Genomic DNA, 26,294 nt, shown 5'->3' with positions numbered 1-26,294 from the left:
TAGCTACTCCGATACTTTCACTGGAATACGGTCTACCAAGGTGCGCTTGTCCGCAGCGGCGGCCACGGGCGCAGTGTTGTTCAGCAGCGAGGCCGCAGTCGCAACGGCACCCGCCACATCGCCGTCGTGCGGGTAAAGCAACGTCCTGCCCACCGTGAGGCCGCGGACGCCTGGCAATGCCAGAGCTGCCTGCCAGCTGGCGAACACCTCGTCCTGACTTCCGTCAGGGTCACCACCCAACAACACAGTGGGCATGGTGGTGGACGCCATGACGCGTTCCATCTCAGCCACCACCGGGAGCTTCATCCAGGTATAGGCGCTAGTGGAACCAAGGCCTTCGGCAATACCCACAGACTTGATCACGGCATCTGCACGGAGGTCGTTGCGGACCTTTCCGTGCGCATCACGGACAGAGAGGAACGGCTCAACCATAGCGATGAGCTTGCGCTCGGCCAGCGAATCGATGGCTTTCGCCGTGGCTTCAAGAGTGGCCACAGTGTCCGGGTCGCCGAGGCAGATGCGTGTGAGCATTTTGCCGCCATCGGCACCGAGCGCTTCCAGCGCAGCGGCAGTATGGCCGGTGAAACGGTCATCGAACTCGTTGACCAGGCCGGCCAGTCCACCACGGTTCATGGAACCGAAGACGAGTTTGCCTTCCAAGGCCCCCAGCAACAGTAGGTCGTCCATGATGTCCGGCGAGGCGAGGATGCCATCAACGGCAGGGTTCGCCAAGGCAATCTGCAGACGGTCCAGGAGGTCCCTGCGATCCGCCATGGCCATGGGCTGTGGACCAACGGCGAGGGCGCCGCGGGCAGGATGGTCTGCAGCGACGATGAAGTTCTGCGTGTTGTGTTTCAGGCCGGGGTGACGGCGGCGGGTGGCTGCAGCGCGGGCCACGGCCTCGGGGTCCTCCAACCTGATACGGCTCAAATGCTCGTAACGGCGGGGGTCATCGTTGGCGCTCAACGAACTGCTCCTTCTGCAAGGGTGGAGGCTCCGACTGTGGCAGCTGCCGAAGCCGCACCGGGGATGGGGCGGCCTCGTTCAGTGAGCAGCGAGGTGACCTCGTCCGGCGTCGGCATGGCATCAGCGCAGGAGAGGCGTGAGGCGACGATCGCGCCCGAGGCGTTCGCGTAGTCCAGGACCTCGGACAGCGGCCAACCGGACAGCAGCCCGTGACAGAAGGCACCGCCAAAGGAGTCGCCGGCACCCAAACCGTTAACGGTTTCCACCGGGACGGGAGCGGAGACCACACGCTCGGTGCGGGTTTTGGCCATCACGCCTTCGGGGCCAAGCTTCACGACGGCGATTTCGACGCCGGCGGCCAGCAGGCGGTCTGCCTGTTCGTCGGGCGTTCCCTCACCCACGGCAACAGCGCATTCCTTGTCGTTGCCGATCGCGACGGTCACATGCGGGAGCACCTTGGCAACTTCGGTGCGGGCTTCGGCTTCGGAGGCCCAGAACATGGGACGGTAGTCCAGATCCAAGATGGTGAACTGACCTTGCTTCAGTCCGGCACGGGGCCGGGCCTGATGGGCTTTGATGTGGGCTTCGCGGCTGGGTTCCTGGCACAGGCCGGTGACGGTGGACCAGAAAATGCCAGCGTCACGGATGGCCGCCAGGTCCAGCTCTGCAGCCTTGATCTGCAGGTCCGGTGCCGAGGGAAAACGGCCGTAAAAGTAGAGTGGGAATTCGTCCGTGGCCGGTTTAATCGCGCAGAAGGTCACCGCCGTGGGGTATTCCTTGACCGCGGAGACGAAAGAATCGTCCACATTGAACTTGTGCAGTTCCCGGTGCAGGTAGTTTCCGAAGGCGTCATCGCCGGTACGGGTGATGACGCCCGCGCGTCGGCCGTGACGCGCCGCGGCGACGGCTACGTTGGAGGGCGAACCTCCAAGGTATTTCCCAAAGGACGTTACGTCCTCAAGGTCCACTCCGATGTCGTTCGGGTAGATATCAACGCTGATGCGCCCGATCGTAAGCAGTTCGTGGGTCACGATGATCGTTGACCTTTCTCTTGTGAACTCTAAACCTTTGAGCGCTGGGCCCCAATGCCTTGCCACCCCTCAGTGAGCGGGGCCACAGGACTACTTTGCACCAGATTCAATGTCCTGTCAAAGGTTTGTACTGACATATTTACAACATGACACCGGGTGCCATTATTTGCTCGGCACGGCCAGTTCGCCTGTGACATACTGACTGCGGCCAAAGCCGAACGACCAGTCACCTGGCGAGTTCTCCACATAGCCCACAAAGACGTCCTCACCCGGCACTCCCACCTCAGCCAGACTGCTGGCGATTGCCGCAAATAACGAACTCTTGGCATCCTGGCTGCGGCCACCCTGCGTAAAGATCTGGATCATCACCATCCCGGAAGTGCGCTCAAACCCGAGGCCGGCGTCCTGGGAAATAATCTGACCCTGGGGATGCTCGGTGAGAATGTGGAAGTAATCGCGCTCCGGTATCCCATATTCCGCAAGGATGGCATCGTGAACAGCGCGGCTCAGCGCGGTCAATTCCTCCGGGGTGCGGCCTTGATTGACGTCGATTCGAACAAGCGGCATGTTTTTCCCTCCTAGTTTGTCCTGTCATACTAACAAACTGCATCTTCGAAATTCAAGGGTGCCGTGATTCCCTTGGTGCCAACAACAAACAACCCCCCGGCCGCGGGGCGGCAAGGGGGGGTGGCGGTAATCGAAGGTGGGTGGACGACTGCCACCCAATGGCACATGCGCCTCACCAAGGCCACGTGATAGGTGATAACCACCAGGGTCAGCGAACGCTACGCCTGTACCAAGGGTCGACCCACTGCCCTAGCGCGTCCGATGCCATGCACCACCTCAGAGATACTCGTTGCCTCGTTCACGGGCTATTTCCAACAGGGTGGAGTGGAACGCCACCTCCGCAGGCGCATAGACCTTGTCCTGGCGTTGGGCCAAGAGAACCCGGCGCAGGGGTGCCTCGGCCCCCAGGCTGAGGACCCTGACATCCGGATGCTGCAAGGCCACCGCTGTCTTGGGGACCATCGCCACCCCCATGCCGACGCTGACCATGGCTTGAGCCTCTTGGTAATCGTTGGCAAGGAATCCGATGTTTGGTTCAAAGCCGGCGTCGTGGGCGGAGCGTTGAAGTACCTCCACTACCGGGTGCGCCTCTGCGCGGACTATCCACGATTCCTTTCGGAGGTCTTTCATGGTCACCTCGTCGCGATCGGCCAAAGGGTGCCCCTTGGCCACAAGGATCACCGTGCTCTCTTGGAAGACTTCCGTGACCCGAATGGATTCGTCGTTGAAGCGGTTCCAGGGGTAGTCCCAGAGCAAGCACAACCCGGTCACTCCGGATTCGAGGTCCGAGACCAATTCATCGAAGCGGGCGCTGCGCACTGAGAGACCAATCGCCGGGTAGCGCTTCTTGAAGGCGCGGATCACTAAGGGCAAAAATGAACCGGCCAGTGTAGGGAACGTGCCAACCGTCAATGAGCCGCGGTTCAAACCGGCAATCTGGCCAAGGTCGGACCGGGCGGCGCGCATCTGTCCCACGATCTTCCGCGCATGTCCTGCCAGCACCTGCCCCGCCTCCGTGGGGACAACACCGCGGGACCGCCGGTTGAGCAGGGGCTGCCCCACTTCCTGCTCCAATTTGCGCAGCTGCTGCGAGACAGCCGATGGCGAATACATCATGATGTCCGCCGCCGCGGTGATCGATCCCTGTGCCACCACCTCCACCAGGAGGGCAAGTCGCCGGATATCAAATAAATCCAAACTTTCATCGTTAAGCATCGCTTCACCCTTCTCCATACTTGGTTCATTCTAAGCAGTTGCACGGCATTCAGCGCCTGCAGCAGGGTGGAAACCAGGGTTTTCGCAATCTTCAAGCTCCGCCTAACCCTGCCTACACAGTGAATGAAGGATCACTACACTCCCCCTCATTTATCCAACATTGTCTTCATATGTGATTCGGATCATCCTCGTAACAGGCAAACAAACTTTGCAGGATTGCCACGAGAGGCAGGGAAGCACAATGAAGATCGAAGCTGAATGGATGCGCGGAGGAACCAGCAAGTGCTGGGTCTTTGAAACTGAACACCTGGATACGGCCAACGCCAACCTGGACGATCTCCTGCCACGACTCTTTGGAAGCCCCGATACCCGGCAAATCGATGGGGTGGGCGGGGCTACATCGACTACCAGTAAGGCAATGATCCTCAGCCGACCGGCGAACCCGGGGGTGGACGTCGAATTCACCTTCGCCCAGGTGGGCATCGAGGAGGCCACCGTTGACTGGGGCAGCAACTGCGGGAACTGCTCCGCCGTCGTCGGCCTCTACGCCATCGAGAAAGGCTGGGTCGTGCCCGACGCCGATTCCACCCGCATCGTCACCCGTAACACCAACACGGGCCAGATCATCATCCAGCGGGTTTCAACACCTGCCGGCGCGCTGCCGATCACCCCGGACGCGCACATGCCCGGCGTCGTGTTTCCCGGCTACAAAGTCGGTCTTGGCTTCCAAGATCCGGCCGGCAAGACCACCGGACATCTGCTCCCCACGGGTGAGGCGTCAGACACGATCATGGCCGGCGGAACCCGCTGGACCGTATCGATGGTGGATGCAGGCGCCCCGGTAGTCATCGTCCGGGCCGAGGAACTTGGGCTGGACACAGCCCGCTACGAGACGTGGAAGGCCAGCGTGGAATTGCACCTGGATACCCTGGACGTCATCCGTCGTCAGGCAGCGGTCCGAATGGGAATGGCAGCAACTCCAGCCGAAGCCGCACGCGCCGTTCCCAAGCTCGCAATCGTCGGCCCACCCACCGGGCCGGAGTGCGACGTCAACGTCATGATGCTGTCGATGGGCAAGCCCCATCCGGCGTTGGCCATCACCGGCAGCATCGCCCTCACACTCGCCGCCCGCACCCCGGGCACGGTAATGAACGACATCACCGGCGACGCACCCCAGGCAGTCCTGAAACTGCGGACACCTGCCGGCGTCATCGAAACCTGGAGCGAGGAACTAGATGGGTCCCTTCTGGTGGGCGTAGACCGAACAGCGCGCACCATCGCCTCCAGCATCATTCACCTCCCGGAGACTCTCGGCAACGTCGTCGAAGCCTCACTAGCAACAGCCACTCGATGAGGAGAAACAACCATGGCTAAGACTATTACCACACCAGCTCCCGAGGCTGAGAGCGACATCCGGGAAGAGCGTTCCCAGCGACCCGGCAACCGCCGCCGTATCCTGCTGATAACGGTTGCCGCTTCAGTCATCCTGGGTCTGTTTGCCATCCTGTTCGGGGGTGCCATCTTCAACCCGGCGGCCACCCCTGAATCGGAGCCGACCATGACTGCCATCCAGATCATCCCGCTGGTAATCCTTGTGGTGATGTTCGTCGTCGCCACCAAGTGGCCACTGAACATCGGCGTCATGGGACTCGTGGCGTCCTTCGGGGTTGGCTACTTCATGCTGGGTATGACCGACAAGGAGATCCTGGCCGATTTCCCGGCGAACATCGTGATCACCATCATCGGTGTTACCTACTTCTTCAGCATGGCCCAGCGAAACGGGACCATCGACATCATCGTCCAAAACTGCGTCAGGCTTGTTCGTGGAAAGACTCTGCTGCTGCCGTGGGTATTCTTCCTGCTCGCAGCATCACTGACCGCCCTGGGCACGTTCTCCCCCGCCGCCGTGGCTCTGCTGGCACCGGCTGCGATCGGCCTGGCCTACGAGTCACGCATCCACCCGGTTCTTATGGGCGCATTCATCATCAACGGAGCCCACGCAGGCGGCTTCTCCCCGCTGTCCGTGGCGGGTGTCCTGGTGCATGACATTGCTGTCAAGAACGGCTTCCCGATCTCCCAGGGCGCACTTTTCGGAGCGAGCTTCGCACTGAATCTGATCCTGTCGGTACTCACCGTGGTGCTGTTCGCCCTTTTGGGTAAACTCCGCGACGGCGCCGCAGGCCAGCACGCCGAGCTCGAGGCACGACCCACCCGCCCGCACGGCCAGCAGATCCTGACGCTGGGGCTCATCGTGGCCATGCTTGTCTGCGCCTTGGGCTTCCACATGCCCATCGGCTTCGTCGCCCTCTCGGCGGGACTCCTGCTGGCGCTGGTCAACATCAGGGAGCACCAAACCTTTCATCCCTCTGGCTGGTCCTTTGCTGGCAACGAGTTCGCTCAGTGCATCGGGAACCGTTGCGGCCCTGGCGATCGCCGCCACCGTGGTGGACGTATCGCCGTTCTCCACCGACGGCGCGTTGGTGGTGGCCAACGCTCGCGAGGATGACCGTCAGCGCGTCTATAAGCAGCTGATGATGTACGCCGGCGGAGTGGTTTTGGTGGCACCCGCACTCGCCTGGGCATTGCTTGTACCAACGGGCATCATGTAGCTCAACGTATTACTAAACGCCGAAAGAACAGGTTCGGTACGCGTAGGAACCGCTCCGGCACACCATCGCAACAGGTAACCCGACCTCCGGGCGCAGGGGCGCGACCCATCGCACCAAGGGCAGGACCACCCACCAGTGGTCCTGCCCTTCGTTATTTTTGGGTGGGGCTAGGGCGTGACTTTGAGCTCACGGATGGTCAGGTCCTGGAATGTGGCCGATCCTTCATGGGCGTAAAGGCGGATGCCGTCATCACCTTCAAGGGGGAAAACCCGGTGCGAGTGCACCACGCGCCCATCGCCGACGAACACTTCGACGCTGGTGCGATCCACAAGGATGCGGAGCGTAAGTCTGCCAGTGGTGGGATCCATCGCGGTCTGGGTTTCCCCCGCAGTGGGGTTAACGGTGGGGCGGCGGTTGACGTACGTAAACGAGCCACGCAGGAACGCACCGGCGGCCACATGCCTGCCTCCACCTGGCGCGCGGCATACCTCCAACCCGAGATTGGCCGGCGGCGCGGCCGGATCCCACACCACCTCGCAGCTCAGATCGTAAGCATTCGAGCGGATCTTCAGGTCATGAGTACCGGCAACCGCCACATCACCTAGTCGATGTGTGCGCTTCACGTGATCGCTCAGGGCAGATGTGGGCGCTGAGGCGAGGTAATAGGCGTCGCTTCCACGCTTGAGCCGGACATCGCGGACAATCATGTCATCGCCGTTGTAGCCGTCAGTGGAAAGGGTCGGCGTGTTGTGGGGGTAATCCCAGAAATTGGCCCAGCCGATTGCCCGTCGGAGGGTTGGGTCCTCCGCACCCGTCGCATCGTGATGCGGGTAGGTCACTGCGCCATAAAAGTCGAAGCCATAATCAAGCCATTCCGGCTCGGCGTGGTCGGGGGTGAAGGAGCTGCCGTCAAAAGCTCCAGTCCAATACGCATACGTCGCAGGCAACCCACGCCCCTTGCCATTGGCACTGGTACCGAGGACCCAGTGCGAGGTGCCGTCGTCGGCAGTCATCTTGAAGAGGTCAGGGCACTCCAGCAGCCCCAGGTCGCTGCGAAGAAATTCGCCAACACGTTTCCAGGACCGAAGGTCCGGGGAAGTGTAAAAACCCAGCTTCTGCCCCTCGGCATTGGCCATGAACCACCGGCTGCGGTCTGCGTCCCAGATCACCTTGGGGTCTCGGAAATCGTGCACCCCCGGGTTGGGCAGTACCGGCGCCTCGCCGCCGGGCGTGAAAGAGCGCCCCCTGTCCGTGGAGTACCAGAGGTATTGTGCCTGCCGGCCTTCCGGAGCCTGGGTAACTAGGGCTATGACGGCTCCAGCACCATATCCGGCAGTATTGGCATCATCAACCACCAGACATCCGGACCAACAATCGCCGTTGCCGTTGCGGAACTTGGGTATCGCCACTCCGCGATCCCGGAATGCGACGTGATCCGTGGTGGTGGCCCTGCGCCAGGACGTGCCTCCACCGCCCTTGATGTAGTCAGCGTTGTACAGGTAGTAGTAGTGGTACTCCCCGTCAAGGTAGATGGGTCGTTGGGGATCGTTCTTCCAGTTGTCGGTCACGCTGAAGTGATAGACAGGGCGCATCCGCGATGATCCTTTCGAGGCTGGGCCACCCACCGCCATAGCGGGTCCTCCAGGAGTGGAGAGCGCGATGGACCCGCCCAGCGCAACAGCGCCGGCGCCGGTCAGAAGTCCGCGGCGGGAGACTGACGGTGATTCATCCATGGGTTTTCTTCCGTTCCGGCTGCAGGCTACGGGTCTCTTCAAAGACCCCGGCCATGGTCCAGGCATCGAAGGAGAGGATCCGCACCGAACCTTCGGTGGCTGCCAGCGTCACGCGCTCGCCGCCGAGGGTTGGGTAGATACGGGCCGTGAGCGGCTTGCCATTGGCGAAAATTTCGACGGCGGACCGGTCCACCAGAACGCGCAGGCGAACTCGCCCATTAGTCATGGGAATGGGGCCGGACTTGTCCTCAACGTCAACGGCAGGGTTGAGGCTGCTGCGGGTCCGGTCAAGGCGAAGAGTGCCTGTTGGGGTTTCGTCAGCAGCCCGGCTCAGCATGATGAGCGTTTCCTCAGCACCATCCGTGGACACGAGCACGCCGAGGCGAACCTCCGCACCAGGGTCAAGGTGTAGGTTCAGCTCAAGGTCCAGCTGGTTGCCGGACACACGGGTATCCAGTGGCGTTCCAGCCCCCGCCAAAACCTGGGCCGGCACGCTGACGTGGTTGCTACGGAGCTTCGCGATTTCGGGAACCGGTGCAAACTCCAGGGTTCCGTCGTTGGCCACCGTGGTGAGCCGCGGCAGGCTCATCACCCCGGACCAGCCGGCCTCCACCATGGCTGCGTCGCTGCGCCCTTCCTGCATCCAACCGAACATGACACGTCGGCCGGACTCATCCTGGAAAGACTGCGGGGCGTAGAAAAAGCGACCCCCAAAGTCCAGCCGGTGCAAAGCCTCCGGTTCGAAGGAATTTCCGGCGTAGCGACCGGTCCAGTACAGCGGGTGGCGGGTTTCGCCGTCGTTCCATGCGGAGAAAACCAGCACATCAGGCGAGTCGTCAGCAGGTGCGGATCCTAAAGAACCTTGTCCTGCCCGGAACAGATCAACGCATTCCCACATGGTCCCGGTCCAGTCAGTGTCCGCCGGGTCACCCTGTGAGGCATCTCCGATGAACAGCGGCCCCACGTAGTCCCACGATCTCAAGTCCGAAGACTCGTACAAGAACGCCGTACCGCCGCGATGACGAATTCCTGAGCCTACCAACTGCCTCCACACGGTCCCCTCGCGCCATACGCAGTGATCGCGGTAGGCAGTGATGTCCACCCCTGCAGGCGGCGCTGCGATCACGGGGTTCCCGGGATCCTTGGTCCAGTCCAGAAGGTCAGGGGATCCTATGGCGACGCAGGGCAACTCCTTGTCCGCGAACCGTCCGGAGTACACCAAGGTGGGTGTGCCGTCGTCGTTCACCAACACCCCGGACCAGCAACCCTCGGCATCCGGTCCCGCGGATGGCTCCAAAGCCACGGGCTGATCAGTCCAGGTGACCAGGTCCGAGCTGGTGGCATGGCCCCACTGAATCCGGTGATGAAAAGCACCCTCAGGGTTGTATTGGTAGAACAAGTGGTACGTGCCGTTCCACTGGCTGACCCCGTTGGGATCGTTGAGCCAACCGGCCGGTGAAACGAAGTGGAATCGCGGGCGAAGGGGGTCGGCCTCGGCGCGGGACAGCAGTTCGTCGCGCGGAACGGTGGCGAGCGGGTGGGTAAGTTCAGTCATGCGGAAGCCTCTTCGTGAGCGTTCGACGCCGGGTGGCTGGTTTGGGTTGGTTCACTGACCAAGGCATGACTGCCGGCAGCAGCCCACGGCCGGTAGAGGTGGCAGCGAACCCAGTGACGGTTTTCGGGGTCACCCACCTGATGGCGCACAGGTTCCTCGGACGAGCATGCTTGGTTCGGATCGCCGTGGAACGCGCAGTGCGTTGAGGCCATGACCGCTTGCCGCAGTTCGGCCCTGCGTACCGGATCATAGGAGCCTGCACGGGCCGGGTCAGGGACAGCTGAAACCAGTAGTTGCGTGTAGGGGTGGGCAGGATTGGCCAGAAGGTCCAAGGACTCGCCTTCTTCAACCAGTTCACCGGCGAACATGACCGCGGTCCTGTCTGCCAAGTACCGTGCGGACGCGAGGTCGTGGGTGATGTAGAGCATGGAGATGCCCTGCTCGTCGCGGAGCTTGCGCATCAGGTTCAGCACGCCGATCCGGACAGAAACGTCCAGCATGGACGTGGGCTCATCAGCCAGGATGACCTGCGGTTCAACGGCGAGGGCCCGGGCGATCGCAACGCGTTGGCGCTGGCCGCCGGAGAGCTCGTGCGGATACGAGTTCAGCATGTCAGCCTGAAGGCCAACGGTGGTCATGAGTTCTTCGAGCCGCCGCTGGGTCTCCCGCTCGCTTCCGCCGCTCCTGCCGTGGATCGCCAACGAGCGCCGCAGGAAGTGATCCATCCTGTGGGCCGGGTTCAGTGAACCGAAGGGGTCTTGGAACACCATCTGCAGTTTTGATCGGAACGCACGCGATGCTTGGAACCGGTCGCGTTTGAGGACGTCGACGCCGTCAATCAGGATTTCCCCTGAACTAGGCTTTTCGAGCCGCGCCACACAGCGGGCCAAGGTGCTCTTGCCGGAACCGGACTCCCCCACGAGCGCTACGATTTCGCCTTTGGCGATGCTCAGGTCGATCCCGTGGAGGGCGCGGACAGAATCGCGGGAGAACAAACCGCCAATGGGGAAAGTCTTTCCCAGGCCGCGAATTTCCAGGGCAGGGGTGCCGGTGGTGGACACGGCCGCCGGGGTCATCAGTGAGTGGCTCATCGTGCGGCTCCTTCCAGGTTGACGGAATTGACCACCGAAGTGTCGGCGTCAAACGGGGCTACAAAGTGGCCGGGTGCCACCTCAGCGAGGTCCGGGATGTTGCGGAACTTCACGCCGTCGGGCAGTCCCGTCAATGGGACGCGGGGGCCGGTGAGCGGCGGGAACGCGCCCATCAGCGCTTGGGTGTAAGGGTGACGGGGGTTGGCGTAGACGTCCTGGGCCTTGGCGGTTTCCACCATCCGCCCGCCATACATCACGGCCATGCGGTGCGAGAGTTCCACCATGAGGGACATGTCGTGCGTAATGAAGAGGACAGAAAAACCGAGCTCGCGCTGGAGCTCCTTGATCTGGGCCATAATTTCCTGCTGAACCACCACATCCAGTGCGGTAGTTGGCTCGTCCAGGATCAAGAGTGACGGCTTGAGCGCTACAGCCATGGCAATCACAGCTCGTTGACGCATGCCGCCTGAGAGCTGGTGCGGGTAGGACTTGAGCCGGGAGGGTTCGATCCTCACCAGTTCCAGCAGTTCCCCGGCTCGCCGCATTGATTCCTTGCGGGAATAGCCGGCATGGGTCGTGAAGATATCAACGATCTGTTCGCCGATGGTCAGCACCGGATTGAGCGAGTTCATGGCCGATTGGAACACCATGGCCACGTCCTGCCAGCGGAAGCGCCGCAGCTCCTCCGGAGTCATGGCCAGGACGTCCTTGCCGCCAAAGGAAATGCTGCCGCCGGCGATCTTCGCGGGATCCTTCAGGAGCCTCATGATCGAGTTGGCGATGGTGGATTTACCGCATCCGGACTCCCCCGCGAGACCGAACACCTCGCCGGTGCCGATGCTGAAGGAAACGTGATCGACGGCGGTGGTGGAGCGGGTATCGCCGACGTACTGCACCGTGAGGTTCTTGACCTCCAGGACAGGTTGGTGGGAGCCGAAGGAAACCTGGGAGATGGTCATTTGGCGGCGCTCCTTTCGGCTTTCGCGGGTGTTGTTTTGGGCGTTTTGATCTTTCGGAGCCGCGGGTTGGTGACTTCGTCCACCGCGTAGTTGATCAGTGCAAGGGCGAAGGCCACCAGCGCGATGCACACGCCGGAGGGTACAAAGACCCACCAACTGCCGGTCAGCAGGGCACCTTCGTTACCGGCCCAGAAGAGGTTGTTTCCCCAGGAGACCGTGCTGACATCGCCCAGTCCCAGGAACTCCAGGCCCGCTTGGGCGCCGATTCCATAAATCACGCAGGCCAGGAGGGTGCCCATGACGATCGAGGCCATGTTGGGCAGGATCTCGCGGAACATGATCCGGCCTGCCCGTTCGCCGGAAACTACGGCCGCGGCCACAAAGTCCTTGGAGCGGATGGATAGTGCTTGTGAGCGCAGGACGCGGGCTGACCCGGCCCACCCGGTGACCACAAGAACCAGGATCACTGTGCCCAGGCCCGGCGGGAGGAAGGCGGCCAGGATGACCAGCAATGGCAGGCCGGGCAGCAACAGAAAAACGTTGGTGACCAGGGACAGTGCTTCGTCAATGAATTTGCCGAAGTACGCCGAGGCCAGACCCACCAGGATGCCGATGAAAGTGGACGCCACGCCCACAGTCAGTCCCACGAACAGCGAACTACGTGAGCCGTGGACGGTCAGGGCGAGCACGTCCTGTCCTTTGGCGGTAGTGCCAAGCCAGTGCTCGGCCGATGGTTCCAGGGAGGCCATCGCGGTGATCCTTGATGGGTCACCCGGGAACAGCACCGGCGCCAGCAGTGCCAGTGCAAGGAAGATGACCATCACGGCCATGCCCGTCAGCGCTTTCTTGTTGCTGATGAGGCCGTGGACGAAGCTGCGGTTGGGCTTGCGGACAGCCTGTGTTGGTGTTGGCTGCTTCAGAAGTGCGGTAGTCATGATCGGTCCTCTAGTTGCTGCGCACGCGCGGGTCGAGGCGGACGTAGAGGATGTCCACCAGGAAGTTGGCCAGCAGCACAGCGGCGGTGATGGTCAGGAACAGGCCCTGCATGAGCGGATAGTCGAGGCCTTGGACAGCGTTGAGGAGCTGGTAACCAACGCCGGGGTAGGCGAACACCACCTCTGTGAGCAGCGCACCACCCACCACGAATCCCAGTCCCATGCCAAAACTGGTCACCGACGGGAGCATGGCGTTGCGGGCTGCGTAGCGGAGCATGATGCGGCCAGGGCGCAGTCCCTTGGCTTCGGCCATGGTGATGTAGTCCTCGGAATTGGTGGCAATCATGGTGTTCCGCATGCCGAGCATCCAGCCGCCGATCGAAACCAGCACGATCGTCAGCGCGGGCAACACAAGGTGGGCGCCGACGTCGCCGATGAACTCCGACGTCAATGCCGGTTCCAATCCGTCCGTGAAAGCGTGCCTGATGGGGAACCATCCCAGCACCACGCCGAAGAGGTACAGTGCACCCATGGCCAGCCAGAAGTAGGGGAACGAGCCGATGAAAACCAGCACGGGCGGGAGCGCGGAGTCGATCGCGCCGCCACGGCGCCAAGCCGCCAGGATTCCCAGCAGGTTACCAACGACGGCGGCGATCACCAGTGCGGTTCCGCCCAGCAGGAGTGTCCAGCCGATTTGGGACGAGATGACCTCGGTGACCGGGGTGGGGAAACGCGAGATGGAGACACCCATCTGCCCAGTGAAAATGTTGTGAATGTAGTCGATGTACTGCTCCCAAATGGGCCGGTCATCAACACCCAGCAGCTTGCGCAGGGCCTCGATCTGTTCGGGCTGCATTCGGTCCTGGGAGCGGGCGAACATACGGGACACGGGGTCGCCCGGCATGAATCGCGGGAGCAGGAAATTTAGGGTGATGGATGCCCAGAAGGCGATCAGGTAGAAACCCAGGCGGCGCAGGATGAAGCGCACGGTTTCCCTCCATTCGGGAATTGCGGGGATTGCGGAAAGTGAAGCGGCACGCCCGGCGGGGAGGCCGGGTCAGCGGCAGGGTGCCGCCGGGCGTGCCAGCGCTGATGCGGCGGCGTGAGGCCTGCCAGGGATTACTTGCGCGGTTCCAGCGTGGTCAGGACGAGCACCGTTGTGGGTGAACGGACGGAGAGGGTGGCGTACGGGTTGTCCTCCGTGGGCCATCCGGTGAATCGGGTGTCATTGAAGGCACCCCATTCAGGGCCGGAGAACAGCGGCACCAACGGTGCGACGTCGTTGTATTCTTCCTGCAGCTTGTTGGCGATGTCCTTTTGCTTGGACTCGTCAGCTTCCGCAGCGAAGTCGGCCAGGAGGGCATCGGCCTTTGTGTCGCCGAAGCGGTGGTAGTTATCAAAGGTCTTGGTGCCTACCGGCTTCACCGTGGCGGTGCCCATGGAGGTGTTGAAGTACTTGTACGGGCTGGGGTCGTTGGCGCTCCAGACGATCCCGGAATCGAAGTCGCCTGTCTCGTAACCGGCAACCACTGCCGCCCAGTCAGGGGACTCCACCTTGGCAGTAACGCCCACCTCGGCCAGGTTCTGCGCGATCACGTTGGCCACGGACAGCCAATCAGAGGACGTCGCACCCACGGAGATCTTGAACTCGAAGGGCTTCCCGTCCTTGAGCGTGCGCTTCCCGTCAGCTCCCTTGGGGTAGCCCGCCTTATCCAGAAGCTCGTTGGCTTTTTGCACATCGTGGTTGGTCCACGTGCAGTTGTCCTTGACCGCGGCGTTCTTCCACGTCTCATAGTTACCGGAGAGTCCAGTGCAGTCCGCCGGCTTGGCATAGCCGCTCATACCGATCTTGGTGACCTGATCGCGGTCCACGGCCATGCTCAGCGCCTTGCGGACATCAACATCGTTGAACGGCGCTTTGGTGGTGTTCAGCTGCCAGTTGATCATGGCACCGGTGGCCGGGAACCAGTACTGGCGGTGTTCCTTGTCCTTGGAGACAAACGTCTTTTCAATGTTGGGAATGTACTGCGGAGCCCAGTCCACGTCCCCGTTTGCGGCGGCGAGGTTGGCGCCGTCGTTTCCTGCAAAAGCGAGCATCTTGATGCCGGCGATTTTCTGCTTTTCCGGCTGCCAGTAATTGGGGTTCTTCTTGAGCACGAAGGACTGCGCCTGGAAAGTATCAACCTCGGTGTATGGTCCAGTGCCCACGGGCTTGGCGTTTGCATCCTTCTCCGGGTCCGGCAATGCGGACCATACGTGCTTGGGCAGGATGATCAGCTGACCCACATCATAGAGGGCCGGAGACCACGGCTTGTTGAAGTTGAACGTGACCTTATTGCCCTCGGCCGTGACGGTGTCCAGGTATTCAAAACCGCCCTTGATCTTCTTCTGAAGTTCGAACGTGAAAGCAACATCGTCAGCCACGAACGGCTGCCCGTCAGACCACTTCACACCGTCACGAAGGGTGAAGGTGACCGATTTGCCGTCCTCCGCCGACTTCCACTCAGTGGCCAGCCACGGCACCGTATCTCCCTTTGCCGGGTTGAAGATCAGGAGGGATTCGTAGATGGACTGCTGAACCATCGGGTTCACCGTGGGGGCGAACGGGTTGAAGTTCTGCACGAACGTTCCCATGTCCTCACGCGGAATGGTGAGAAACGCGCTGGCGTTCGCTCCGGCGTCGGAAGTGCTTGTCTTGGTGACATTTGCCGTGCAGCCGGTGAGCAGCATCGCGCCCACTGCAAGGCTTGCCGCCGTCATCCGGGCAGCCCGGAAGTATCGGGGTTGTGTCATGATGGTTGTCTCTTTCCTATCTTCATCGTGCAAGGTGAAGGGGTGGGTAAGGGTTGCTCTTCGACGTTGATTTCGCGTCAGACCGAAGAGCGTTCTAGCAGCGGACAGTCGACCAATTGCTGGTCGGCAAGGATCGGCTGTCCTGCTGTGAGAGCGGCGAGCGTTTGGACGCCCAAGGCGCCCATTTTCTCGAAGGGCAACGCAACCGTGGTCAATTTTGGCCGCAGGTAGGCCGCAATAAGTTCCTGGTTGTCGAAGCCGATCACGGCGATGTCCCCGGGGATGGTCAGGCCCCGTTCCTTGATGGCGTCATAGGCGCCCATCGCCATCCGGTCATTGAGGCAGAACAGCGCCGTTGGCCTGCCGCTTTCCGGGTAGCGATCCAGGATGTGGCAGGCAGCTTCGTAGCCGCCGTCAGCCGTTGCATATCCGGACACCACCAATTCCGGGTCAAGCTCCAGTCCGGCTGCGGCGAGTGCTTCGCGTGCACCCTCCAAACGCCCCACTGAAGCAGGAATAACCGGGTCAAGATTGATGACTCCAATCCGCGTATGGCCGGCTTGGAGCAACCGTTCGACGGCCACCCGGCCGCCCCCACGCTCGTCAGGGACGATCGAGGGCAGCTTTCCATCCGCATCGAAGCAATTGATCAACACGGTGGGTACTTCATTGGCGCTCGCCGGAACATGGACGCCCCGGTGAAACGTGGCTGCGTACAGGAGTCCTTCCACTCGTTGTTCCAACAGCTGTTCAGTTGCAGCATCTTCCAAGCCCTGGTTGGGTCCTACGGCATCGGCCTGGTCGGAGGGCGCGATGAGTAGGAACCGGCGGTCAAGCCAGGCTTGGTCTTGGGCTCCCTTAATGATGTCGACAGCGAACGGTGCCGTGACGATCTCTGTCACGATGCCGTACCAGTCACTGCGCCGGGATGCCAAAGCACGTGCACCGGCGTTGGGCCGGTAACCCAGCTCCTGCACGGCCTGGTTGATCCGGGTGCGGGTTTCCTCGGAAATGCTTGCGTTTTCGCGGTTGCTCAGCACAAACGAGACTGCAGTCCGGGAGACGCCGGCGTGGTTGGCAACGTCCTTCATGGTGACTCCCCGCTGCCGCACGGGCACGGCCTCGTCAGGGGTGGTTTTCGCCATTGAATGCTCCGGGTGCTCTTGTTCGATCCGAGGGTGTGCCAGAGCTTCATGATCTGGCTGCTCACCGGTAACCCTGTTGGTAACGCGCGTTACCCGGTGAACATGTGACTTAGGTTACCCGCGTTACTTCCCGTCTGTCAACAGACTGCCCGGAGGGCTAAAAACGGAAGGGGCGTAGGGTGGACGTTGGACGAAAGGAGCACTTCATGAAGAAAATCCTCATGGTACTGACCAGCGTTTCCGAGCTCGGCGATACGGGAGAGAAGACCGGTTACAACGTCGCCGAGGCCGCACATCCTTGGAAAGTCTTCAAAGATTCAGGCCACTTCGTCGACTTCGCCTCCATCAAGGGCGGCCAGCCTCCCAGCGACGAGGTAGATACAGATGACCCCATCCAGGTTGCCTTTACCCAGGATGAGACCACGCGCGCCGGGCTGTACAACACCGCCCGCGTGGACGTCGTGGATCCCGGCCAATACGATGCCGTCTACCTCGTAGGCGGGCACGGCACTATGTGGGACTTCCCGGACAGCGAAGGACTGCAGCGGCTGGTAGCCAGCGTCTACGACGCCGGAGGTCTGGTAGGAGCTGTGTGCCACGGTCCTGCCGGTCTGCTGAATGTGGAACTAAAAAACGGGTTCCGACTCGTCCAAGGACGCGACGTAGCCGCGTTTACCAATGACGAGGAAGTAGCTGCCGGCAAGGACAAGGTTATTCCGTTCTTCCTGGCCGACCGCTTGGAGGAGCAGGGTGCCCGCCATGTTTCCGCAGGTGTCTTTGAAGAGAAAGTTGCGGTGGACGAGCGCCTGGTAACAGGCCAGAATCCAGCCTCAGCGGCAGGTGTCGCCAAGGAGATGGAGAAGCTCTTCGCCCAGGTCATCCATCAGGAAAAGGCCGATGAGCAACACGAGTCCGAGGCATTGCGCGCAGAGAAGGACGCGGAAAAGTCCGCCAAGAAAGATGCGGCGGACGCCGATCACTAGTCCCGTTCGGTTACGTACCCTGCGCTAGGCCGCCAACTCTGATCCGGGCGCCCCCATCCGTGGGGGCGCCCGACCGTTCCCGGGCTAACTGGCCTGATCCGCCGTGATGGTGACCGGATGAGCCGTCACATGAAAGATCTCATGGAGCTGTGAGCAGGCGCGCTGCACCACGGAACGGAGCCACGCATTTGCGGGATCCTCTGTCAGGGATGGATGCCAATACATGGCTTCCACCAAGGCCGCTTCCAACTCCCCTGCGAACTCCAGGACCTCGATGCTCGCCCCCCGCTGCGCCCTGGATGCCAGCATGCGCGGAACCAGCGCAACAAGGTCCGTCCCCTCCACCATTAACGGCAGGGACAGGAAGCCGGCCACCACAGCGGCCACGCGTCGCCGAACACCGCGCTTTTCAAAGAGTTTGTCCGCCGGCGTGCTGATGCCCTCGCCGAAATACCCCACGGCGTGCGGCACCCCCACGATGTCCTCCAAGGTCAGCCGCGGCAACTGCAGAAGAGGGTTTCCTGCATCGGCCACGGCCACAAAACTGTCCCGGAACAGTTGTTTCGTGGTTCCTTGCATCTTGTAGCCTATCGGCCCCACCAGCAGGTCCATTCTGGAATAGTCAGCCAAGGCGCCCTGAACCCCGGACGTGGGGACGATGTCCACCACCACATGCGGAGCCTCCTGCCGCAGGATTCCCCTCAGGGGCCCCACGATGAGTGCCGCGGCATAATCGGATGCGGCAATCACGAACTCACGTTCACTGGTGGTGGGATCGAATCCGGACCTGACGCGCGTGGCCCGCTGAATGTGAAGCATGGCTTCGTCAACCAGCGGGACCAAAGACTGCGCGAAGGGAGTGAGCTCGTAGCTGCGGCCGTTACGGACCAAAAGTTCGTCGTCGAAATGCCTCCGCAGCCTGGCCATCGCCGCACTTGTGGCCGGCTGGCTGAGCTGGAGCCGTTCCGCAGCCCGGGAAACGTTCCGCAGCTCCAGCAGAACCTGGAGTTGTGGCAAGAGGTTCAGATCCAGGTTCTTCATGCCCCTAGGTTATCCACAGGAGAAGGACATTAGCTTGCGTGCCCACGAGCCGCGGGCCCCGGACAAGGACCATGACGGCGAGCCATGCCAGTATTTGCCGAACAGATAGTTGCTATCAGATACTTGCTCTTCTCCGAATACGTGATGTGGCTCATGGTTGTTACAGGACCTGCAGATAACTGTCCCAGCAATCAAGCACTCAGAAGGAAATTCATCGTGGAAACTCCCCTCTCCCATCTTGCCCACCTCGAGATCACCACTCCGGACGTTGAAGCCTCGGCACGGTTCTACGAGGAGAAATTCGGCATGCGCATCATTGATCGCATGGATGGCAATGTGTACCTGCGCTGCTGGGGCGACTACTACCGCTACAGCCTGGTCATCACTGAAGGCCCCGAGGCATCGCTCGGCCGGATGGCGTGGCGCACCAACTCCCAAGCAGCACTGGAAGCCGCAGCAGCCCGTGTTGAAGCAACAGGTGTGCAGGGCACCTGGACGGCCGGTGGCCACGGCTTCGGCAAGGCCTACGAATTCACCGGCCCCTACGGCCACCACATGCGCTTGTTCTATGACGTGGAGAAGTTCGTTGCCGAGCCCGGCTTCGAATCCACGTACCCCGACCGTCCCGAACGCCGTAGCAGCCACGCAGCCGCTCCCCGTTTCCTGGACCACGTCACGGTGGCTTCCTCCGATGTCCGCGGATTCGCCAAGTGGTACAACGAGGCACTGGGCTTCCGCGTCATGGCGTTCGTTGACCTGGACGAAGCACCCATCACCGTCTTCTCAGTACTGACCACCAACGAGAAGTCCCACGACCTCGGCGTCGTCAAAGATACTTCCCAGCGCGCCGGCCGCGTCAACCACATCGCGTTCTGGGTGGACGCCACCGAGGACCTTCTCCGCACTGCTGACGTCATGATGGAAAACGGCACCCCCATGGAATACGGCCCCTCCATCCACGGCGTGGGCGAACAGAACTTCCTGTACTTCCGCGACCCCTCAGGCCTGCGCGTTGAGCTCAACTCCGGCGGCTACCGGAACTACGTGCCGGACTGGGACGCCAACACCTGGAAGCCCTCGGAAGGTTCCAACAACTTCTACAAGAACGGCGCCATGCCGCACTCCATGACAGAATCCTTCCCGCCGGCGGAAGGCTTCACCGCCACGGAAGAAGGTGCATCCGCCGAAATGAAGGAAGCCCTCCTGAACCCCTACGCAAAGCAGGGTCGGGGCTAGGAACATGGCTGACGCAACGTACTCGCTGATCCGCTTCCAGGAACCCGGCGACACAAAGGCCAGGGCAGGATTGCTGGTAGGCGAACGTGTCCTCCCCCTGGACAGTGACATCAATGGCCTGATCCACCACTGGGAGACCACCGAAAACGAACTTGACAAGCTCGCAGCCTCGGCCGGTGAAGAGGCGGGCCTTGCCTTGTCCGCCGTCGAGGTCCTTGCTCCAGTGGAACCGGCGCAGGTCCTACAGACCGGCGCCAACTACCGCAAGCACGTGATCGATCTGGCCGTGGCCCACCGGGAAGCCGGCCAGGATGCCGAAGAGGTGCGCGCCAAGACAGCAGCCATGATGGATGAGCGCGCCGGCCAGGGAACACCCTATTTCTTCATCGGCCTCCCCACGGCTATCGCTTCAGCCACGGACGATCTCACCCTCCCGGCATACAGCAAGTCCCACGATTGGGAACTCGAGCTAGCAGCCGTGATCGGTAAGGAAGCTTTCCGGGTAACCCCGGAAGAAGCTCTCGAGTATGTCTTTGGGTACACCATGGTCAACGACATCACCACGCGCGAGTATGTGTTCCGCAAGGACATGCCCGCCATCGGTTCGGACTGGTACCGCGCCAAGAACGCACCGGGCTTCCTGCCCACCGGTCCCCTGCTGGTGCCCGCCAAGTTCTTCGGCGACCCTCAGGATGTCCAAGTGACACTGGAGCTCAACGGGAAGGCCATGCAGGACGAGTCAACACAGGACATGATCTTCGGTGTCGCCAAACTGGTCAGCGAAGCGTCCCAAATCATGCCTCTTCGGCCCGGCGACCTGGTTCTGACCGGAAGCCCCGCGGGCAACGGCCAGCACTGGGGGCGGCTCCTGCAGGACGGCGACGTCATGGAGGGCACCATCACCGGCCTGGGAACCCAACGCATTCACTGCAAGGACGAACAGTGACCGCCGACGCCGTTGAGACCAACCTGATCCGGCCCTCTGACCCGATGGGCAGCATCGCCGCCGCGGCTCAGCTATACAACAACTGGGGACGCTGGGGCGACGACGACGTCCTCGGTACCCTCAACTTCATAGACAACGGCAAGCGCGTGGAGGCGGCATCGTTGGTGAAGTCTGGCGATGCGTTCTCCTTGTCCCAGCCCTTCGACACTAATGGCCCCCAGAAGGGGTGGCGTCGACGCACCAACCCGGTTCACACCATGACCGACACCGGGGTGGACGCGGAGCGCGGCAACCAGGGGTTCCCGCACGGCTTCGGTGGGGCTGATGACGTGATCGCCATGCCCTTGCAGTGCTCTACTCAGTGGGACGGGCTTGGGCACATCTTCGATCGCGGCAAAGCCTGGAACGGCCGGGCCGCGGGAGATGTTGTCACCTCTGAGGGCGACCTCTTCACCGGGATAGAAACCGCCGCCGCCAAAATCGTCACCCGTGGTGTTTTGTTGGATGTTGGCCGCGCCATGGGGCCGGAGCTTGGACGTACTGACGGGGAATTGCCCGATGGCTTCGCCATCACCCCGGAGCACCTGGAGCGCACCATTGACCGCCAAGGTCCAAGCTCGGTAGTTCGCCGCGGCGACATCGTGGTGCTCCGCACCGGGCAGTACACGCGTGTTCGCCGCGAAGGCTGGGGTGATTACGCCGGAGGGTCCGCCCCCGGGTTGTCGTTCAGCACGGCACCATGGCTGCATGCCTCGGAGATCGCCGGAATCGCCACAGACACCTGGGGATTCGAAGTCCGGCCCAACGAGTTTGAAGGTGCTTTCCAGCCCCTCCACCAAATCGCCATCCCCAATCTGGGGCTGTTCCTCGGCGAAATGTGGGATCTGGATGCATTGGCGGAAGCATGCGCCCTTGACGGCAGGTATGAATTCATGCTGACAGCCGCTCCGCTTCCCATCACCGGAGCGGTCGGTTCCCCGGTCAACCCCATAGCCGTGCGATAGCTGGTCCGCCCTCCGGTTTCACAGCCGAAGTAGCCCAGGGCAGAAACAGCTTCGCGCGAGAAGCAGCACAATAGGCAGTATGGCCGTCACCACAAAGGAGTCAAAGATGGCAGCAGTACAGAAGGTCGGAATCGTCGGAGCAGGGGCTGCAGGACTCACTGCGGCGATCCTCCTGGCAGATGCCGGGATCGAGGTGGAGGTTCTGGAGAAGGCAACCGAGCCACAAACCCTTGGCTCCGGTATCACGCTGCAGGGAAACGCCCTGCGCGTCCTGCGCGATCTTGGCGTCTGGGAAGACGTGGAGGCGAAAGGGTACGCGTTCAGCACCCTCGGCCTGCGCGCCCCCGATCCCGCAGGTACCGTGATTGCCGTCCTGGACGACATCCGGACCGGTGGCGACGACCTTCCGGCGACGCTCGGTATGTACCGTCCGGACCTGACTGCCATCCTGCGGGAACGCGCCGTGCAGGCAGGTGCCCGCATCAGTTACGGCAAGACCGTCACCGACATAGAGGACGACGGCGGCAGCGTCACCGTCCGCACCGGCGACGGCGGCACCTCGGGCTACGACCTCCTGATCGGCGCAGATGGACTGCACTCCGCAGTCCGCAAAGCGATCGGCATCGAGGTGGAGCCCAAGCCTACGGGAATGGGTATTTGGCGCGCCTTCGTCGAACGGCCTGAGGAAGTGGTCCGGACCGACCTCACTTACGGAGGGCCGTGTTTCATCGCCGGCTACTGCCCCACCGGCCCGGACACCATTTATGCCTACCTCGTGGAGAAGGCCCAGGAACGCAAGCAGGAAGACGGCCCCAAGGTGATGGCCGAACTCGCCGCCGCCTACGGCGGCCCGTGGAACGAGATCCGCTCAAACCTGGACCATGGCGCCCGAATCAACTACACGTGGTTCACTTCGCACCTGGTGGAAGGACCGTGGAACCGCGGCCGTACCGTCATCATTGGGGACGCGGCGCACAGTTGCCCTCCAACAGTGGCGCAAGGCGCGGCCATGGCCTTGGAAGACGCCGCGGTACTTGCGGAGCTGTTGATCGCCGCGGACCACGTCACGGAAACCCTCTGGAAGGAGTTCGCGGACCGCCGCCTGGACAGGGCAACGGCCGTCGTCAAAGCCTCAGTCCAGCTTGGTCAATGGATGCTGGACGGTGTCAGGGACGCAAATGTTCCGGGCCTGATGAACTCGCTCTCCACCATGCTTAAGGAACCCGCATGAACCACATCGAAACAGCCCAACAGCCCACTGTGGATGTCCATGCCCACGTTCTGATTCCGGCCTTGCAGCAGCTGGTGGCCACCGCTGACCCTGAAGGTTTCGCAGAACTGCAGGCGTTGGAAGTCAGGCGGAACGGTCCCGAGTCCATGGCGAACTCCGGCCTCATGATCAAAGAACGGTGGCCGCAGCTCACTGATCTTGACCGCCGGCTGGCGGACATGGACGCCCAAGGAGTGGACGTACAACTGGTGTCACCGTCGCCGTCGCATTTCTACTATTTTGCCGGGGAAGAGCTCGCACTGCGGCTTGCCATGCAAACAAACGAGGCAGTCCGGGATCTTGTCCAGCAGGCACCGGAACGGTTGAACGGGCTGGGCTTGGTTCCGTTGCAACATCCGCAGCTAATGGTGGAGGCCTTGGAACATGCTGTTCTTGACTGCGGCTTGCTGGGCGTGGAGATCGGCTCCTTTGCTGCCACGCCCGGGGACCCGGAGCGCAGCACTGTTGAGCTCTCCGATCCGCGGCTGGAACCTTTCTGGAACCGGGCTGCGGAACTGGACGCAATCGTGTTCCTCCACCCCTTTGGCTGCTCCCTGGACGAACGACTGGACCGCTTCTACCTGTCCAATACGGTCTCCCAGCCCGCAGAGAACGCCGTCGCGCTGTCCCACGTGATTTTCAGCGGGGTCCTGGACCGTCACCCGGACCTCAAGATCCTCGCCGCGCACGGGGGTGGTTACCTGCCCACCACCATTGGCCGATCGGACCACGCTTGGAAGGTTCGCTCCGAGGCGCAGCGGTGCGCCGAACCGCCGTCGACGTATCTTCAGAGGATCTTCTTCGATTCCCTGGTGCACAGCCCCCGCGAGCTGCGCGCCCTCGTTGAGGTGGCGGGCGCCGGGCAAGTCCTGCTCGGCTCGGATTATCCATTCGACATGGGCTCCAGCGATCCCGTCGGGGCAGTTAGCGAAGCAGGATTCACCGCGGCCGAGGCCGCCAAAGTTCTTGCCGGCAACGCTTCCGGCCTCGGCATCACCGCTGCGGCCAGCCTCGCCGTCCGCCCCACCACCTAAGGAAACACATGGTCAAGATCGCCCGCTGGAATCACGATGGCGGTACATACTCCGGGTTCGTGGTTGACGGCAGTTGCTTCGGGTTGCCGGAGGGACAAACCGTTAACCACTTGTTGAGTGCCGGTTTGGCAAGAACGCTGGAGATCGCCGCGGAAACGCTTCGCGGCGCACCTTCGGTTGCCCTTGCGGACGTAGAGTTGCTGGCGCCGCTGGTACCTGCCACCATCAGGGACTTCGTGGCCTTTGAAGAGCATGTGGAAGGTGTGAGGAAGAGCATCGACGGCGTGGCCGGCGTTGTTGCGGAATGGTACGAGGCACCCACGTTCTACTTCACCAACCCCCACACGGTGACAGGCACAGGCGATGTGATCAGTATTCCGGCGGGATGCAGCGAACTGGACTTCGAGACCGAGGTAGCCGCCGTCGTCGGGCATGTACCGGGCAGCGACGGCAGTAACCTGTCAGCGGCAGATGCCCACCGGCACATCTTTGGCTACACCGTGCTCAATGACTGGTCCGCCAGGGACCTTCAGCGCCGCGAAATGAAAGTCAGCCTGGGTCCCTGCAAGGGCAAAGATTTCGCAAATACTTTGGGCCCCTGGATCGTGACGGCTGATGAGTTCGAACACCTGCATGACGATGAGGGCTTTCTCCCCATCTCCATGGCTGTGGAAGTCAACGGGCAGCCCATAGGCCAGGATCTGCTGTCCAACATGGGTTGGCCGTTCGCTGAGCTGGTTGCCTACGCGTCCCAGGACTCGGTAGTGCGACCGGGGGACGTCCTCGGCTCCGGAACCTGCGGCAGCGGCTGCCTCGCTGAACTCTGGGGACGGAACGGGTCCAAGACACCCCCACCTCTGAAGACCGGCGACGTTGTGCGGATGGCTGTGGAGGGAATCGGCAGCATCGAGAACACCGTGGGTGAAAGGCGAAACGGCGTGACCAGGGTCCCGGCCCGGAACCGTCCCCGGAACCGCACCGTCAGTGTGGCCTTCCGCACCTAGGACTGACATTGTCCCTTTGCGCGCGTTTTGGCCATCTGCTCTTTGTCACCGCAACATATAATCCGATCATGCCCATTACGCGTTTTTCCTTAGGTTGCCATACTCTCTTGTCCACCCCTCAGCAGGACGGGGCGGTTCTATGAGCGGCGGTCTGGTAGCGCTTCTGGACGATGTTGCCGCCTTGGCCCGCATTGCGGCTGCATCCGTCGACGACATCGCCGCAGGGGCAGCCAAAGCAGGGGCCAAAGCCGCCGGCGTGGTCATTGACGACGCCGCCGTGACTCCGCAGTACGTGTCCGGGGCGGACCCGTCCCGCGAACTGCCCATGATCAAGCGGATCTTCTGGGGTTCACTGCGGAACAAGCTGGTGATCATCCTCCCGGCGCTGCTGCTGATCAGCGCCTTCATTCCGGGAGTTATTCCGTTCATCCTCATGTTGGGCGGCACTTACCTCTGCTACGAGGGCGCCGAGAAGGTCTGGCACAAACTTCGTGGCCACTCCGAGCATGAGAAAGCGCCGGCCGTTCAACGCGGACCCGAGGCCGAGGCCAAGGTGACCAAGGGCGCCATCACCACGGACTTCATCCTGTCCTGCGAGATCATGGTCATCGCCATGAATGAGGTAGCAGCTGAGTCATTGTGGGTCAGGGCTTTCATCCTGGTGGTCGTAGCAGTAATCATCACCGTCCTCGTTTACGGTGCGGTAGGGCTCATCGTCAAAATGGACGACATCGGCCTGCACCTGACCACCAAGGACTCCGCGGGTTCCCAGCGCTTCGGCCGCCTGCTCGTCAAGGGCATGCCGGCCGTCCTGGGTGCCATCACGCTCATCGGGACCATCGCCATGCTGTGGGTTGGCGGTCACATCATGTTGCAGGGCGCCTACGATCTCGGCTGGCACGCTCCCTACGACTTGGTTCATGTACTTGAGTCACCCTTCGCCGGGATCCCTGTAGTGGGCGGCTTCCTCGCCTGGCTGGTGAACACGCTGTGCTCTGCCATTCTGGGAGCCATCTGGGGCCTCGTCATCATGCTCATCCTGCATCCGCTGCTGAAGGTGCTGCCGTTCGGCAAGAAGGAGGAGGGGCACGAAGAAGGCGACGTCCGTTCCGCGATCGCCGGACACAAGCCCGCGAAAAACCACGAGGATCCGGTCTCCTAGAACTGTTGCGGCGTC

The 26,294-nt window shown here is 62.0% G+C and carries 22 protein-coding genes and 1 pseudogene; 10 read left to right on the top strand and 13 right to left on the bottom strand.

Annotated features, from left to right (window positions below):
* Positions 1–3 precede the first annotated feature (3 nt).
* From ACZ5J0_RS09095 to ACZ5J0_RS09080, 4 genes are all read right to left on the bottom strand, one after another.
* Positions 4–966, bottom strand: coding sequence for a Cgl0159 family (beta/alpha)8-fold protein (locus ACZ5J0_RS09095; protein WP_250819859.1), 963 nt, complete (start codon positions 964–966; stop codon positions 4–6).
* The gene (iolC, locus tag ACZ5J0_RS09090) at positions 963–1,997 is read right to left on the bottom strand and encodes a 5-dehydro-2-deoxygluconokinase (protein ID WP_464094634.1); all 1,035 of its coding nucleotides are present in this window, start codon (positions 1,995–1,997) and stop codon (positions 963–965) included. The genes ACZ5J0_RS09095 and iolC overlap by 4 nt, the downstream gene beginning before the upstream one ends.
* Positions 1,998–2,159: 162 nt before the next feature.
* Positions 2,160–2,564 carry a tautomerase family protein gene (locus ACZ5J0_RS09085; protein ID WP_464094633.1) on the bottom strand — a complete coding sequence of 135 codons (405 nt, stop codon included), beginning with the start codon at positions 2,562–2,564 and terminating at the stop codon, positions 2,160–2,162.
* A 276-nt stretch (positions 2,565–2,840) separates the two neighbouring features.
* Positions 2,841–3,779: a LysR substrate-binding domain-containing protein gene (locus tag ACZ5J0_RS09080; protein ID WP_464097221.1), complete on the bottom strand. Its 939-nt coding sequence runs from the start codon at positions 3,777–3,779 to the stop codon at positions 2,841–2,843.
* 241 nt (positions 3,780–4,020) lie between these two features.
* Between ACZ5J0_RS09080 and ACZ5J0_RS09075 the strand changes: the two genes are divergently transcribed.
* Together ACZ5J0_RS09075 and ACZ5J0_RS09070 are read left to right on the top strand one after the other, a co-directional pair.
* Positions 4,021–5,133, top strand: coding sequence for a PrpF domain-containing protein (locus tag ACZ5J0_RS09075; protein WP_166842103.1), 1,113 nt, complete (start codon positions 4,021–4,023; stop codon positions 5,131–5,133).
* 12 nt (positions 5,134–5,145) lie between these two features.
* Positions 5,146–6,388 (top strand): annotated as a pseudogene (locus ACZ5J0_RS09070) (SLC13 family permease).
* Positions 6,389–6,555: 167 nt separating this feature from the next.
* Here the strand turns inward: ACZ5J0_RS09070 and ACZ5J0_RS09065 are convergent.
* The 8 genes from ACZ5J0_RS09065 to ACZ5J0_RS09030 form a co-directional block, all read right to left on the bottom strand.
* Positions 6,556–7,980 (bottom strand): glycoside hydrolase family 32 protein, encoded by a 1,425-nt coding sequence (locus ACZ5J0_RS09065; RefSeq protein ID WP_464094712.1) that lies wholly within the window; start codon positions 7,978–7,980, stop codon positions 6,556–6,558.
* A gap of 133 nt (positions 7,981–8,113) precedes the next feature.
* Positions 8,114–9,676 (bottom strand): glycoside hydrolase family 32 protein, encoded by a 1,563-nt coding sequence (locus ACZ5J0_RS09060; RefSeq protein ID WP_464094632.1) that lies wholly within the window; start codon positions 9,674–9,676, stop codon positions 8,114–8,116.
* A complete protein-coding gene (locus ACZ5J0_RS09055; RefSeq protein ID WP_142939343.1) occupies positions 9,673–10,767 on the bottom strand; it encodes an ATP-binding cassette domain-containing protein in 1,095 nt (364 codons plus the stop codon). Before ACZ5J0_RS09055 ends, ACZ5J0_RS09060 begins: the two co-directional genes overlap by 4 nt.
* Positions 10,764–11,726 carry an ABC transporter ATP-binding protein gene (locus tag ACZ5J0_RS09050; protein ID WP_464094631.1) on the bottom strand — a complete coding sequence of 321 codons (963 nt, stop codon included), beginning with the start codon at positions 11,724–11,726 and terminating at the stop codon, positions 10,764–10,766. The genes ACZ5J0_RS09055 and ACZ5J0_RS09050 overlap by 4 nt, the downstream gene beginning before the upstream one ends.
* Complete coding sequence (locus ACZ5J0_RS09045) at positions 11,723–12,661, bottom strand: ABC transporter permease (protein ID WP_142939345.1); 939 nt, start codon at positions 12,659–12,661, stop codon at positions 11,723–11,725. Before ACZ5J0_RS09045 ends, ACZ5J0_RS09050 begins: the two co-directional genes overlap by 4 nt.
* Positions 12,662–12,671: 10 nt before the next feature.
* Positions 12,672–13,649 (bottom strand): ABC transporter permease, encoded by a 978-nt coding sequence (locus ACZ5J0_RS09040; protein WP_142939346.1) that lies wholly within the window; start codon positions 13,647–13,649, stop codon positions 12,672–12,674.
* Positions 13,650–13,780: 131 nt separating this feature from the next.
* Positions 13,781–15,454: an ABC transporter substrate-binding protein gene (locus ACZ5J0_RS09035; protein WP_142939347.1), complete on the bottom strand. Its 1,674-nt coding sequence runs from the start codon at positions 15,452–15,454 to the stop codon at positions 13,781–13,783.
* A gap of 77 nt (positions 15,455–15,531) precedes the next feature.
* Positions 15,532–16,599 (bottom strand): LacI family DNA-binding transcriptional regulator, encoded by a 1,068-nt coding sequence (locus ACZ5J0_RS09030; protein WP_142939348.1) that lies wholly within the window; start codon positions 16,597–16,599, stop codon positions 15,532–15,534.
* 206 nt (positions 16,600–16,805) lie between these two features.
* Here ACZ5J0_RS09030 and ACZ5J0_RS09025 point away from each other — a divergent pair, with 206 nt between their 5' ends.
* Positions 16,806–17,582 (top strand): type 1 glutamine amidotransferase domain-containing protein, encoded by a 777-nt coding sequence (locus tag ACZ5J0_RS09025; RefSeq protein WP_142939349.1) that lies wholly within the window; start codon positions 16,806–16,808, stop codon positions 17,580–17,582.
* A gap of 84 nt (positions 17,583–17,666) precedes the next feature.
* Here ACZ5J0_RS09025 and ACZ5J0_RS09020 read toward each other — a convergent pair whose 3' ends face one another.
* Complete coding sequence (locus tag ACZ5J0_RS09020; protein WP_464094630.1) at positions 17,667–18,623, bottom strand: LysR family transcriptional regulator; 957 nt, start codon at positions 18,621–18,623, stop codon at positions 17,667–17,669.
* Between the two features lie 216 nt (positions 18,624–18,839).
* On the opposite strand from ACZ5J0_RS09020, the gene ACZ5J0_RS09015 reads away from it, so the two are divergent.
* The 7 genes from ACZ5J0_RS09015 to ACZ5J0_RS08985 all read left to right on the top strand — a co-directional run bounded on the left by ACZ5J0_RS09015 (position 18,840) and on the right by ACZ5J0_RS08985 (position 26,279).
* On the top strand, positions 18,840–19,859 hold the full coding sequence (locus ACZ5J0_RS09015) for a VOC family protein (protein WP_464094629.1): 1,020 nt from the start codon (positions 18,840–18,842) through the stop codon (positions 19,857–19,859).
* Between the two features lie 4 nt (positions 19,860–19,863).
* Entirely contained in the window at positions 19,864–20,805 is a 942-nt protein-coding gene (locus ACZ5J0_RS09010) for a fumarylacetoacetate hydrolase family protein (protein WP_142939352.1), read from the top strand.
* 44 nt (positions 20,806–20,849) lie between these two features.
* Positions 20,850–21,809 (top strand): cyclase family protein, encoded by a 960-nt coding sequence (locus ACZ5J0_RS09005; RefSeq protein WP_464094711.1) that lies wholly within the window; start codon positions 20,850–20,852, stop codon positions 21,807–21,809.
* A gap of 106 nt (positions 21,810–21,915) precedes the next feature.
* Entirely contained in the window at positions 21,916–23,040 is a 1,125-nt protein-coding gene (locus ACZ5J0_RS09000; protein ID WP_142939353.1) for an FAD-dependent monooxygenase, read from the top strand.
* Entirely contained in the window at positions 23,037–24,113 is a 1,077-nt protein-coding gene (locus ACZ5J0_RS08995) for an amidohydrolase family protein (protein ID WP_464094628.1), read from the top strand. Before ACZ5J0_RS09000 ends, ACZ5J0_RS08995 begins: the two co-directional genes overlap by 4 nt.
* Positions 24,114–24,121: 8 nt before the next feature.
* A complete protein-coding gene (locus ACZ5J0_RS08990; protein WP_464094627.1) occupies positions 24,122–25,117 on the top strand; it encodes a fumarylacetoacetate hydrolase family protein in 996 nt (331 codons plus the stop codon).
* Positions 25,118–25,256: 139 nt separating this feature from the next.
* On the top strand, positions 25,257–26,279 hold the full coding sequence (locus ACZ5J0_RS08985) for a DUF808 domain-containing protein (protein WP_142939356.1): 1,023 nt from the start codon (positions 25,257–25,259) through the stop codon (positions 26,277–26,279).
* Positions 26,280–26,294: the final 15 nt, after the last annotated feature.

Source organism: Arthrobacter sp. DualSoilB13 (assembly GCF_055389195.1).
This window is presented reverse-complemented; position numbering and strand designations above follow the sequence as displayed.